This window comes from Pseudoramibacter faecis (assembly GCF_036289405.1).
GTDB lineage: Bacteria > Bacillota > Clostridia > Eubacteriales > Eubacteriaceae > Pseudoramibacter > Pseudoramibacter faecis.
Window position 1 is genome coordinate 1 of sequence record NZ_JAYFFI010000018.1, and the last position, 13,230, is coordinate 13,230.

Sequence of the window (13,230 nt, forward strand, 5' to 3'; positions counted from 1 at the left end):
CTCCGTTTGCTTTTGTGCTTCAGCCATCCGTACTGCGAGAACCGCCCGACGACTGCGTTAAAAGATTGGGAACGCGAATCAGCCAGCCCTCTCCCCTTTCGAGGGAGAGCGCCTCGACTTCACAGATCCCTTCGCCAAAGATCGCTTCCAACTGCTTTTGAATCAAGCCGGCGTTTGGAAGCGGGGCTGAGGTGCATGTCGAAAGAGCCGCATAACATTGCCGGGGTTGATCCTTATAAGGCGGGGTGTGAATGCGTCTCAACACGATCTGATCCCCTGCCAGAGCCGCCTCGATGCGCAGACTGCCGCCGGCCATCAGAAGCGGCCCCGCTGTGTTGGCCATAAAGGCCAGCCAAATGCCTGCCGGGATCTGGCAGAACGCGAGATCCTCCGGAACTTGCAGATCAATCTGCAGCCTATCCCCCAGGCGGACACCCTGCAATTTGAGAAAATCGGCAATATGCGCGGTTTCTCTTTCCACGGTCCAATAGGTTTCGTCGCCGAAAATGGCCGTTTTGATAAAATCCGACAGCTGCACCAGATACGCATTGGTTTCCACGGCCCCTTCGATAATCGCCAGATTTGCCGCGGATATCAGGCTGTCTAAAATCATTTGCCGCATCGCCGGCTGCTCCGGGTGCGACTTGCTACTGCGCGGTTGTGCTTTGGCGCCTTGTCTTGCCGGTTTCAAACAGACCTGCTGACAAAATTGCGAGATCAGCTTCTCAATTATTTTGGCCAGCGCGCTACACTGGGCATAGCCCATGGTCGGTATTTTGCTGCAGAGTGCTTGTTCCGCTGCCGTCAGCGCCAGGGTTGGGCTTTGGGTCAGGCGGTTCACCCGGATCATCTCCGAGGGCGCATCCGGGCAGTGAACCTGCCCGGTGATAAAACCGCCCAGATACCGGTTGTCGACCACAATGGGAACGGCGATTTCCAAAAGCCCCACGTGGCAGAGATAAAGGTGACTTTGCAGGTCAATGCTGCCTTGAACACAGCCGTAGGCGTCGGAGGCCATGCAGCTGGTCAGTCCGTCCCGGCGTTTGCGCATTTCGCAGCAGAAGGGACAGAAGCCTACCAGCTCGGATACCGGCTTGCCCTGCGCGTTAACAATGACGTTGGCCATGCCTGTCGCATCAGAAATGAGCTGCTGCAGCACCAACAGTTCTTCGCCCCGCTCTGTCATCAGTTGGGTGATTTCCATGACATGATCCCTCGTTTCATTTTGATGTTTTCATCATATCATGGTCCGGCGAGGATGTAAAATCGCCCAATCGTTTTTGCCGGCGCTTGCCGCCTTAGAAGGACTGCTCTGTCCGGTGGATGATATCGTTCTGCACTTCCTTGGCCAGTTCGACAAACATGGCGCTGTAACCGGCGACGCGGACCACGAGATCTCGATATGCTTCCGGATGTTCCTGAGCATCCAGCAATTTGTCGCGGTTGACGACGTTAAACTGAATGTGCTGACCTTTGTGGGCAAAGTAACTGCGCACCAGCCCGGCGAAGTTCTTGAGGCCCTGATCTCCATCGACGCTTTCCGGCAGTAATTTCATATTGTAAAGGCTCCCGTTAGAAACCAGCTCGTGTTCCAGCTTGGCCACGGAGTTCGCCGCAGCCGTCGGGCCGTTGGTGTCCATTCCCGCTCTTGGCGAGCAGCCGTCGGCCAGAGGCTTTGTCGCCAGGCGGCCGTCGGCCATGGCACCGACATCCTTCCCGAAGAGCACATTGGCCGAGACCGGATAAATCCCCGCCTGGAACTGACCGCCTCTTGGGTTCTTGTATTTTTGAACCTCGTAGCAATAGGCCTGTCCCACCTGCCGCGCGACCATATCCGCCGCGTCGATATCGTTGCCGTACCAGTCGGTGTTTTCCATGATGCGCTTGATCCGTTCGTATGGATTGTCACCGGCCGCCGCCGCGGGTTCGGATTTTATGGCGCCGCCTGCATCGATGGTGCCGCCTGCATCGCCGATCACCTTGATGATCGTGTCGTAAATCGTCTGCTGGAGGTCGGCCGGCGCCTGGGTGGTGATGGTTTTGACGTTCGGGCAGCAGGCGATCGGTGTCAGCTCGCTGCTCACCGGATAACCGAAGTTGTGATCCAGCGCATCTTTGAGCTCTTCAAAGGTGACGTCTTTCTGCTCGAAGACGTGTTTTTTGATCGCGCAGAGAGAATCCCCGGCATCGGCCACCCCGAAGGCCTGCGGACCGCTGAAGTTATACTTCGCGCCGCCGGCGTTGATATCCGTTCCCCGGGCAATGCAGTCGGCCACAAAACCGGAGAGGAAGGGCAACGGCACCCGTTCCCGATGGGCGTAGTCCATCGAGTTGATGGCGTTGACCACCTGGCGGACGAAAAAGGCCAGCTGTGCTTTGAAGGCGGCGACAAAGGACTCGTAGGTTTTAAAGTCGCTCACTTCCCCGGTTTTCGGACCGATCTGATCGCCGCCGACCCGGCCGTTGTTCATGGTGATCTCGAGCACCTTGGCCACGTTGAAGAATCCGGCGTCGTGCCAGCCCTGTTCTTTTCCGGGAACCGAAGGCTCTACACAACCGATCAGACCGAAGTTTCTGGCGTCGTAAAGGTCGATGCCCCGGTTGACCAGCGCCGGGATGATAACCTCGTCGTTATACATGGCCGGCAGGCCGTAGCCCAGGCGGCAGAGCTCGCAGGCGCGGTATAAGAATTCGTCCGGGGTGCCCTCCCACACGCGGATAGAGAACGACGGCGCGCTCAGCCGCAGATGGGCCACCGTTTCGATCATCATGTAGGAAATGTCGTTGGTCGCGTCCTGGCCGTCTGCCGTCTGTCCGCCGGCGCCGATGTTCTGGAATACCTGATATCCGGCGAAAGCCTGAGCCGAGACCGCGTCGCGGACCTTGTTCAGATCGTTCAGCTTGACAAAAACGCAGTCGAGCAGCTCCTGGGCCTGATCGCGGGTCAGGCTCTGGTCGGCTTTAAAATACGGATACATATACTGGTCGAAGCGCCCCGGCGAGACAGAGTGTCCGCTGGATTCAAGCTGCACGATCATCTGGGTGAAGATGAAGGCCTGGCAGGCTTCCCAGAAGTTTTCCGCCGGATATTCCGGAACGCGGCGGCAGTTGGCGGCGATACGTTCGAGTTCCGCCTTGCGGGCCGGATCCGAACAGCCGGCCGCCAGGCTCTGCGCTTTGTCCGCATAGCGGTGGGCAAATTTGATGGCCGCCGAGAAAATAATGATTTCCGCCTTCAGGAAGGCCGCCTTTTTCTGATAATCTGGATCCTGGGCTTCCAGCTGCTGCAGCACGGCCGCCGCTTCTTCGACGATGGCCCGGTAGCCCATGCCGATGGCTTTGGCGTAATCGATGATGATGTGACCGATTCCCGTGAACCAGTAGTTGCCGATGTTAAAGACCGAATGGTTCATGCTGTTTTTGCTGTCTTCTTCCATGTAACTGAGGGTCAGGTCATTGATCGTCTTGCCGTCCCAATAGGGCAGCACGTCGCGCAGAATCTGCTTATCCGCTTCTTCAATGACGAATTTGTCCGTCATTCGGTCGGCAATGGTGTCGAATTCTTCGATCAGCCATTTGTATGAGAATTCCGGATAAACCTGGCAGGAGCGGGTATGGCGGGTCAGCGTTCCGACGAGGAGTTCGTCGTCGCGGATGACCACCGGCAAATGGGTCAGGATGTGATCCATCGCCTTGGCCCGGCGCAGCACCATGGGCTCGTTTTCCGTGCGCCTGTAAGATTCCGTCAGCAGTTTTGCCCGATCGGATTCGATATGCGGGACCGCATCGATAATTTGGTTTCTCAGCCGTTCAATACGTTCTGTGGGCTTACTGAAGCCTTTTGCAATCATACTATTACCTCCTCAAATGTGTCTGACACACCGATTATTTTGTATGATCATTATAGAAAGTCCGTCGGCAGTCATACAGACACAATAAAGACTAAATTCTTGCCAATTCGTCGACAGCGGCTGTCGTAAAATCGGTACGATCGAATACCGTCAGGTTTGAAAGCGATGGTTTCCGGGATCAGTTGTGTTGTCCCAGATCAAGCTGTTCAATCCAAACCATTCATTGACGGGAAGATAGTTTGGATTTTATCGAGCTTCGGCGTTTTTTGTCCCCCTTTCGCCAGGCTCGGTTCGTTCCAACACAAAAAAAGCACGGCGTATCCGTGCTTTTTTCGCGGAGAATTATCGGAGATCCGACGGGGAAGCGGCGGCCTGAAAGGTTTTGTTGCGTTTCCACAGTCCGCTGAAATAATAGATCGCAAAGCTCGTGGCGGCGATGCCCCAGGTGGCGGGGAAGACGATGCCGACAATTTGATTCAGGGTGTGCAGATAACGCAGGGCGATGTTGAGAATGAGCACTCTAAAGCCGCAGAGAGTCACCATCGTAATGACCATTGGCGAAGTGGTGGTGCCCGATCCGCGGATGGCTCCGGCGAGGACCTTCACAATGGCATAGAGGAAATACAGGCCATAGGCCGCGCGGCCGGTGCGCACGGAAAGCTCGATCACCCAGGGATCGGCCGAAAAGGCGCGAAAGATCGGATAGGCGGCGAGCATCGCGATGCCGGAGGTGATCAGCGTGATGCCGATGCCCATCGCCAAGGCGACCTTGGTGCTGCGCTCGGCGCGTTTTAAATTGCCGGCGCCGAGATTTTGACTGACAAAGGTGGTGTTGGCCTGCCCGACGGACCATTGGGGGAAATAAATGAAGCCCTCCACCTTGCCATAGGCGGCGTAGGCGGCCATGCTGGAGACGCCGAGACCGTTGATCCCCGTTTGAATCAGGATGTTGGCGAAGGTCATGAGCATGCTGCGGATGGCCTCGGGAACGGCCAGCTCCATGATACGCTTTGCCAGCGTGCGGTCGATGGTGATTCTGCGAGCTTCCAATTTCCATTGATCCGGCAAGTGGATGAGGTAGCGCAGGGCGAGCATCGCGGAAAGACCCTGGGAGAGCACGGTGGCCAGCGCCGCGCCGGCGATGCCCCAACGCAGGCCGAGCATAAAAAGGGCATCGGCGCCGATATTCACAAGTCCGCCGATAATCGCGTAGATCAGCGGGGAGCGGGCGTTGCCCAGCGCCCGGATGATGCCGGTGGCCACGTTGTAGCAGACGATGGGAAACATCCCCAAAAGATAAATGCGGATATAGGTCAAGGCCAGATCCATGATGCGCTGGGGCACCTGCATCCAGCGCAAAAACAGCGAACAGCCCAGAAGGCCGATGGCCATGGCGACGACCGACAAGATGATGACCAGTCCTATGGCGGTGTGGATGATGGCTTTGAGTTCTTCATCCTGCTTGGCGCCAAAAGCGTGGGCGGAAAGGACGCCGACGCCGACGCCCATCCCCATGAAAAAGCCGAGAATGCATACCGTGAGCAGGCTGGTGGAGCCGACGGCCGCGGAAGCCCCTTTGCCGACGATGTTGCCGACGAACATTAAATCGACGGTGTTGTAAAGCTGTTGGATCAGGCTGCTGCCCAAAAGCGGTAGGGAAAAGAAAAAAAGACCTTTAAAGATGGATCCCTGGGTCAGGTTTTTGCTTTGGTTGGCGATGGCGGGACCTCCTTTGGGATTTTTCGGCAGACGCCGCGGCGGGCGGCGCCGTCGGTGATGTAAATCAGATGGCGGGTATTCAGAGCGGATACGTCTGCACAGCAGACCTGGCATCCGCAGATCACATAAACGACGTCATAGGGGACGCCGGGTGCGGCGATTTCGACGGGATCGGGCAGACGGGCCATGAGCTGTTCGGCGCAGGCCTTGCGATCGTATTGCGGATTGCAACCGCCGCAGAATTTGATACCGGTTGTCATAAGGGCCTCTTTTTGTCGTTGCGGAATACACGAAAGAACAGCCAGAAAACAACGGTCATTTTCTGGCTGTTCTTCAAGAAGGAGCGCGGAGATGTCCGGCACCATCTTTCGCGCATGGGCTTAAAGCTGCAGATTACCAGGAGCCGATTTCGGTTCGCTGGATGATATCGTCTTGAATGTCTTTGCCCAGTTCGACAAAGAAAGCCGAGTAGCCGGCCACGCGGACAAGCAGATCCTTGTGGTCTTCTGGATGTTTCTGGGCATCGATCAAGATATCGCGATCGATGATGTTGTACTGGGTGTGATAAATATCCAGGGTGCACTGGGTCTTTAACAGGTAGGCCATGTTGTTGAGCCCGGCTTCGCCTTCGAGCATTTCCGGTTCGATTTTCAGGTTCATCTGGGTGCCCTGGGTGAAGCGCGAGTGCGGCAGGTGGGAGATGGACTTGAGCAAGGCGGTGGCGCCTTTCACATCGGTGCCGCCGGTGGCGCCGATTCCATCGGCCAGCGGGGCCCAAGCATTGCGGCCGGAGGGCAGCGCGCCGACGGATTTGCCGATCGGCACATTTCCGGAGACCGGCAGCATGCCGGCGGTCAGACGGCCAAATTTGGAGCCGTGGGCTTCAATGCAGTCGACGAGGTAGTTATAGATTTCGCCGACGCAGAAGTCCGCGCGTTCGTCGTCGTTGCCGTATTTCGGCGCGTCCATGCACAGCTGGTGAATGTCTTCATAGCCTTCAAAGTTGGCATCGAGGGCTTTGAGCATGTCGTCCATCGTGACTTTCTTTTCGTCGTAAACCAAATATTTGATGTCGGCCGCCGAGTTGATGATGTCGGCCTGGCCGATGATATTGATCCCGTTGCCGACATTGTATTGCGCGCCGCCGTTGGCGTAGTCCTTCCCGACAACCATGCAGTTCGGATAAGTCAGGGAGAGGGCGGGCACCGGGCGATAGCGTTCGCTCAGATAGTCGAGATAGGAGTTCATGGACGCCATGACATCGACGAAATAGGCGATCTGCTTTTTAATGGCGGCCATGAAATCGCCGAAGGTTTTGAAGTCGCGGGGGTCGCCAGTTTGAATGGAGACCTGTTCGCCGGTGAGCCGGCTTTTACCGTTGGTCATGACCATGTCGACCACGCCGCCCATGCTGATTTCGCCGATATCGGTGTAGGATTTGAGCCGGCCTTCCAAATTGGTTTCCACACAGCCGCAGGGCGTCCAGTCCCAGGCTTCCGACAGCGGAATGCCTTTGTTGAGCAGCATGCGGATTCCGGCATCGTCGTGATAGATGGCCGGCATGGTGCGGCCCATGCGGATGCACTCGGCCGCCTTGCGCAGGAAGCTGTCCGGATTCTTGGCGATGTTGTAGCGCACCGTCATGTTGGGTTCTTTAAGCGCGGTGTCTTCGGTGGCCTGAATGGTCATATAGGACAATTCGTTGACGGCGTCGTTGCCGTATCGGTCGATCCCGCCGGCGCAAACCTGGACGGTCATATTGTAGCCCGCGGAGAATTCGGCAGAGGCCGCATCCTGGAAGAGGCCCATTTCGGCGATCTTGATCCAGAAGCAGTCCATCAGTTCCTGGGCTTCGTCGTCGGTCAGGATGCCGGCGGCCAGGTCGTTTTTGTAGAAGTCATAGAGGTATTGGTCCATCCGCCCCAGGTTGTAGGACGAGGCGTTTTGTTCCATAAAGATGCCGTATTCATAGGTGAGCATGCACTGCAAGGCTTCATAGAAGGTGCGCGGGGCGTTTTCCGGCACGGCGCGGTTGACTTCGGCGATTTTGATCAGTTCGGCCTTGCGGGTCGGGTCGCTTTCTTCGGCGGCCATCTTTTCGGCAAGGTCGGCGTGGCGGTTGGCCAGCGCGATGATCCCTTCCGCGACGATGATTTCCGATCGATAGAAGATCATCTGTTCGACAGCATCTTCGCCGGCAGCGTCGTCGAGGGCCGCGAGCCTGGCTTCGGCTTCGGCCTTGATGCCGCCGACGCCTTTCGCGAGCAGGGTGGTCCAGCCCGGGGTGTTTTCGCCGTAGCCGCGGACAAATTTCTTATCGACATAGAGCATGCCGCCGTCGCGCATGGTGCGCACGTCGTCGGGCATCATGGCGTTCCAGCGGTCGAGCACGCATTTGCCGCGCCAATAGGGGGCGATTTTATCCATAAAGACTTGCTTCGCGTCTTCGGAAAGGTAGAAGGGATCGTAGGGGCGGGTGCTGATGGTGTCGAGTTCCTTTTCGATGACCGAGCAGGCAGAGTCCGGATTTAAAATCCCGCAGCGGGGTTTGAAGCCGACGCCGCCGATGAGCAGTTCGTGGTCCTGAATGTAGATGTCCTTCTTTTCGCAGACGTTTTTGTAACCGGTGGCCTTCTGAATGGCCCAGGGCTGACCTTCGGACGCCTGGAAGCCTTCTGTCATGTACAGCGCGTCCCAAACATCCATATCGACGCGGGTGCTCAGATACTGCTGCCTTAACGCTTCGATGCGTTTCATATAATCCTTTGCCATAGTGATACCTCCTTCAAAATCGATGCACGATACATCGGGCCCGCGGGATGCGAGCTGCTTTGCTTATTTATATACGCAAGCTTCGTGCCAAAAAGAAAAAAGTTACGAAAAATTTTTTATTTTGAAAAGCGTTTGTTTATCGCCCTTTTCGGAAGGGGATTAATCCTTTGCAGATAAGGCGGAAGGCCGACTTTTTTAAAACAGCAAAAAATTATTCGCTTTTAACGAAAGGCATGCAAAAAAATATGCGCCCAGCGGCTGAAGCGCGGCAAACCAGGACATTGAAAAAGCAGCGAAGAGCGATCATTCGCCGGCCGGTTCGAAGGTCAAGCCGGGAATAAAGCTCGGACAGGACTCTAAAGGGCGCCGGCCGGGATCACCGAGCAGATGCCGTCCGCGATTCTTTAAAAGGTTTCCGTTTTCAGCGGCTGGTCCAGATATTGGTCGAGCGCTTCTAAAGAAGACGTTTAATGCCGCATCTTCTTAGTCATTTTTCGTCTGGCCGGTCATTCGGAGGGCTTTTGATAAAAGAAACCGCGGACCTGTTCGGTTCGAATGGAGTTGATAAAGGCTTCAGGATCCACCAGCTTAACGGCGTTCATCACCGCAGAAACTTCCCCGCGGGAGACGATGGAGTAAACCACTTCCCGCTCTTCGTTTTCGTAGGAACCGATGCCTCGAAGCAAGGTGGCGCCGTGGCAGCTGACGCTGTAAATGGCGCGGCTGACCTCGTGGGGAAGCTTGGTCACTACAAAAATGGTCTGCTGCTGATATTTGTGGTACATGGCCTTGACCACCTGGGTGAAGGTGAATTGGAAGATAATGGAATATAGCGCCTGGTTCCAGCCAAAGAGCAGGCCGGCAACTATCAGAATGACGATGTTAAAGGTGAGAATGATGTTCCAGGCATCAATACCCTTGCGGACTGAGAGAAAAATAGAAATAAAATCCGTGCCGCCGGCTGTCGCGTCCACCCAGAGGCAGAGCACGGTGGCCACTCCGCCGATCACGCCGCCAAACACCGAAAGCAGGAGCACATCCTTGGTGATCACATAGGATGGGATCAGATCTGTGATGATGGAAGCGAGCACGATGGTGTAGCAGGAGTAGGCTGTGAATTTTTTCCCCAGAAAGCGAAAGCCGATCCACACCGGAACGCCGTTGAGCAGGATGTTAATGGGCGCGTAGGGAATAGAACGATGAAAAAAAGTCCGGGCGATGCGCTGGAGAAGCAAGGTCACGCCGCCGACACCGCCGGGGTACAGATGGCCGGCATTGAGAAATATTTGGGTGTTAATACCCGTGAGCACGGCAGATAGGGTTAAAAAGAAAATGCGGATTGCAGGGTTGTGCAGATTGAAAAACCGGCGTTCCGTAACGACGCATTCATTGCCGACTTTTTTGACTTTCAATGGGATATCCTCCAGGGTATAGGCATTCGAAAAGCAGTCCGAGCCGCTTTCCGTTCATGATGGATGGTCGACAGCTCTTTTGCTGCCGACGGTCACATATTAGCGAATGACGGGCAGGAAGTCAACGCAAAATTGTATCAATCCCACAGCGGTTATTGGGCCAGGGGCATTGCTCGCTTACGGTAGGCCTTGGGGGTCATGCCGGTGATGTTGCGAAAGGCGCGGGTAAAGGTGGAATTGCAGCTGTAGCCCACCATCACGGCGACGTGGGTCACGCTGAAAGAAGTGTTCTGGAGCAATTCCTTGGCTTTTTCGACCCGGGTGCGCCGGAGATAGATCCCTGGGGAGACGCCGGTCTGGTGTTTGAACCAGTCGTTGTAGTAGGTTACGTTGTAGCGCTCGATCTCCGCAAGTTGATCCACGGTGATGGGCAGATCGTAATGCTCGGCGATGTAGCGGATGGATGGCGGCTCGTGATTTTCGAGCAGTTTGCTATAGAGGAAATTATAAAGGTAGTGGACCGAGCTGCTGTTCGGGTTTTGCTTGAGCTCCGTTTGGATCAGCTCGACCAGTTGCATGATCTGGCCGCGCATGGAGACGATGATGGGTTCACCGAGCAGGGCCTTGTCCTTGTCGTCCGGAGCTTCGGTGAGGTTGAGCACGAGCATGCGCCCGCTGAAGTCGCATTCGTGGGGCATCTTTTGGGGTACCAGGCAAAGTTCCTGCGGGGTCACATCGTAGATCCGGTCGGCAATGTTGAGGCGCAGGGTCTTTTCCAGGGGCACCATGATTTGAATATAGGGGTGGGCGTGTTCGCCCCGGCATTCGTGAAACATGCGAATATCAATGACTTTTTTCATTTCTCAAAGTCCTCCTTCGGTTGATATTTTTATTACCACACGACGCGTTCGAGGTGCTGGGCGACAATATCGCGGCAGGTCTCCATATGTTCCGGAGAAGGTGTGTCGATATCGCCCAGCGCATAGGGGATGCCGAGTTTGCGGTAAGTGTCGGTGCCCAATTTGTGATAGGGCAAAAGCTGAATCCAGTCGAGCTTTTCGAGCCGGGTGCAAAATTCGCCAATGCGGTGAAGCTCCGCTTCGGAGTCGTTGAGGCCGGGGATTAGCGGGGTGCGAACGATTAGGCGGAAGCGATGCTTCAGGCTGTTGGTCCGCAGCAAATTATCGAGAATGGGTTTGTTGTCGACGCCGCAAAACCGGCGGTGCAGCTCAGGATCGGCGAATTTAATATCGATATAGGCCGTATCGACATACTGAAGGATGCTTTCGACCACTGCCCATTTGGCAAAAAGCGCCGTCTCGATGGCGGTGTTGATGCCCTCCTTTCTGGCTTGCTGCAGCAGGCAGCGCGCGAAATCCGGCTGGGCCATCATCTCGCCGCCGGAGACGGTCATGCCGCCGCCGGAGTGAAAATAAAAGGGAATGTCCTTGCGGACTTCCTTCAGGACTTCTTCGACGGTCATCACCTCGCCGTAGGTCTGACCTTCATCGGTGGTCTGGATTTCAAAGGGCTGGCTTTCCGGCGTCGAGCACCAGGCGCAGCGCAAATGACAGCCCTTCATGAAAACAACGGTCCGAAAGCCGGCGCCGTCGTGAATCGAGCTGCGCTCCAGACGCAGCACAATGCCCTTGTTATCTTTCCCCTCGTATTGAAAATTCATAGCGTGCAAGTGCTCCTTCGTTGTGATGATTGATGCAATTTCTTTGCTGTTTAATCATCGCAAGTTTGATGCCAAAATGAGGAAATAATCGGGCGAAAAAGCAGCAAAGCGCGCCATCGCCCCGTCTAAGCCATTTAAATCACGGGTAAATTTTTGCCGTTTCTCAGGTGACGGACAAAATGGTGGCAGCGCAAAAAAATGAACGAGAATACCGCAAAAATATTGGCACTCATGCGGGAGAGAATGCAAAATAATGGTCGGTTTTTGCCGTCTTTCGAAGCCGGTGCATCGGGAGGATCGGAACGACACGGGAAAGGACGGCGGCAAATCGCCGAGAAAAAAAGCACACACCCAAGATCGGGTGTGTGCGGTGATGATAGGGCCTCACTTATTTGGTGGTGAAGTTGCCGTTCAGGATGTAGTCTTTTAACTGAGCGTCGTCCATGTGGCCGATTTCGAGATAATCCAGAGTAAATTTGCTGTCGCCGGTCAGATCGCGGTCGAGCATGGTGCTGGCGAGCAGGATCATGGAGTCGACGATCGGGGTCGGGACGTCGTATTTGTCGCCGAGCTGTTGAATGAAGTAGCAGCCGACCGGCACGTCTTCCGTGATGTAGCGGTCTTCCAGGGAGAAAGGACCGTCGCCGAAGAAGTTTTCGTATTTTTCTTCAAACGGAACGGCGAAATCCGGCCCCATGTATTCTTTCCCATACATGGTGGTGCGGGAGAAGAAATCTTCGTAGTTCACGGTGGTCAGGCCGACGTTCATGGCCTTGGCAAGGGCCTTTTCTTCTTCCCAGAACACGGACTGAACCTGAGCGATGGCCGGGCACAGCGCGAAGCCGTAGAGCGAATAGTTCTTCATTTCCTGGCCGAGCACGGTATCGAAGTTCTGCATGGTGGAAACGCCGAGAACGGTTCCGGGAACGTGGATCACCGGGTTGACGTTGCCGAGGTTAACATCGATAACGTCGGTCCCCTTTACAAAGCCGTCGCCGGTGCGGATGGCATCGAAGGCGCCGATGCAGTCAGCGGCGGCGATGAAGTCGTCGCTGTCGGATGCCGGCAGGGCAGCCCCGCGGATAAAGGTGATACGGTCTTCGACTTTGCATTCGTTGGTGGTGACACCGCCGCGGCGGACGATGCGCACGCCGTAGGGAGCGGTGTACCAGGCGCCGACGATGACTTTGGCGGTGCAGCCGAGTTCGCGCATGATCTTTCTGAATTCAAAGGTTCCGAGGTTATCCGGAATGATGTGAACCACCTGACCGTCTTCCAACAACGGAATCAGTTCGCGAAAAACCGTCTCGTGTGCACCGGCGATGGTGGTCACGATGATGTTGCCTGCGCCTTTAACAGCTTCTGCCATATTAGTGGTGGCCATGTTCAGGCGGCCGATGCCCTTTCTTTCGAAGCCATAGGTGCTGAACTGGTTGCCGGACAGCTTAATGCCGGTTCTCATGATGTTAGTCAGATTCTTTTTAAAGCCTTCCTGTTCCCACAGGTTGACCTTCTGCCCCGCCAGCGCGCAGTCGCCGGCCATGGTTTTGCCAACGCCGCCGGCCCCAATGATCGCAATCGGTTTGTCCTTCAGATAACTCATATCCATTGTTCATTCCTCCTTGAATTTGATGCCGGTCCGCCGGCATGCTGACGAAATTATTAATATTGATGACTACAACTCATTGACTTAGATTCATTATAGAGCCTTGCCGGTTGTTTGTAAAGGACGAATTTGAAATTTTTTTAAATGCTTTTCTTACACGATCTTTGCTTTCATAATTATATAGGGGGC

The 13,230-nt window shown here is 55.4% G+C and carries 9 protein-coding genes; all 9 read right to left on the reverse strand.

Annotated features, from left to right (window positions below; all coding sequences use genetic code 11):
* Positions 1 to 19: 19 nt before the first annotated feature.
* Positions 20 to 1,204, reverse strand: coding sequence for a sensor histidine kinase (locus tag V3C63_RS09880; protein ID WP_329887621.1), 1,185 nt, complete (start codon positions 1,202 to 1,204; stop codon positions 20 to 22).
* Between the two features lie 94 nt (positions 1,205 to 1,298).
* Entirely contained in the window at positions 1,299 to 3,851 is a 2,553-nt protein-coding gene (locus V3C63_RS09885) for a glycyl radical protein (RefSeq protein ID WP_329887622.1), read from the reverse strand.
* A 342-nt stretch (positions 3,852 to 4,193) separates the two neighbouring features.
* Positions 4,194 to 5,498: an MATE family efflux transporter gene (locus tag V3C63_RS09890; protein ID WP_329887624.1), complete on the reverse strand. Its 1,305-nt coding sequence runs from the start codon at positions 5,496 to 5,498 to the stop codon at positions 4,194 to 4,196.
* 47 nt (positions 5,499 to 5,545) lie between these two features.
* Positions 5,546 to 5,830 carry a hypothetical protein gene (locus tag V3C63_RS09895; RefSeq protein WP_329887626.1) on the reverse strand — a complete coding sequence of 95 codons (285 nt, stop codon included), beginning with the start codon at positions 5,828 to 5,830 and terminating at the stop codon, positions 5,546 to 5,548.
* Between the two features lie 133 nt (positions 5,831 to 5,963).
* Positions 5,964 to 8,342: a glycyl radical protein gene (locus V3C63_RS09900; protein ID WP_329887627.1), complete on the reverse strand. Its 2,379-nt coding sequence runs from the start codon at positions 8,340 to 8,342 to the stop codon at positions 5,964 to 5,966.
* A 506-nt stretch (positions 8,343 to 8,848) separates the two neighbouring features.
* Entirely contained in the window at positions 8,849 to 9,754 is a 906-nt protein-coding gene (locus V3C63_RS09905) for a YitT family protein (protein ID WP_329887628.1), read from the reverse strand.
* 152 nt (positions 9,755 to 9,906) lie between these two features.
* Positions 9,907 to 10,614, reverse strand: coding sequence for an AraC family transcriptional regulator (locus tag V3C63_RS09910; protein ID WP_329887629.1), 708 nt, complete (start codon positions 10,612 to 10,614; stop codon positions 9,907 to 9,909).
* A 32-nt stretch (positions 10,615 to 10,646) separates the two neighbouring features.
* Positions 10,647 to 11,435, reverse strand: coding sequence for a glycyl-radical enzyme activating protein (locus tag V3C63_RS09915; RefSeq protein ID WP_329887631.1), 789 nt, complete (start codon positions 11,433 to 11,435; stop codon positions 10,647 to 10,649).
* A 388-nt stretch (positions 11,436 to 11,823) separates the two neighbouring features.
* Positions 11,824 to 13,044 (reverse strand): NAD/NADP octopine/nopaline dehydrogenase family protein, encoded by a 1,221-nt coding sequence (locus V3C63_RS09920; protein ID WP_329887633.1) that lies wholly within the window; start codon positions 13,042 to 13,044, stop codon positions 11,824 to 11,826.
* Positions 13,045 to 13,230 lie beyond the last annotated feature (186 nt).

What these genes read in the sequence shown, in the direction of transcription:
- V3C63_RS09895 (WP_329887626.1), bottom strand. Translation starts at nt 5,830, where the DNA reads ATGACAACCGGTATCAAATTCTGCGGCGGTTGCAATCCGCAATACGAT.
- V3C63_RS09880 (WP_329887621.1), bottom strand. Translation starts at nt 1,204, where the DNA reads ATGGAAATCACCCAACTGATGACAGAGCGGGGCGAAGAACTGTTGGTG.
- V3C63_RS09915 (WP_329887631.1), bottom strand. Translation starts at nt 11,435, where the DNA reads ATGAATTTTCAATACGAGGGGAAAGATAACAAGGGCATTGTGCTGCGT.
- V3C63_RS09885 (WP_329887622.1), bottom strand. Translation starts at nt 3,851, where the DNA reads ATGATTGCAAAAGGCTTCAGTAAGCCCACAGAACGTATTGAACGGCTG.
- V3C63_RS09920 (WP_329887633.1), bottom strand. Translation starts at nt 13,044, where the DNA reads ATGGATATGAGTTATCTGAAGGACAAACCGATTGCGATCATTGGGGCC.
- V3C63_RS09900 (WP_329887627.1), bottom strand. Translation starts at nt 8,342, where the DNA reads ATGGCAAAGGATTATATGAAACGCATCGAAGCGTTAAGGCAGCAGTAT.
- V3C63_RS09910 (WP_329887629.1), bottom strand. Translation starts at nt 10,614, where the DNA reads ATGAAAAAAGTCATTGATATTCGCATGTTTCACGAATGCCGGGGCGAA.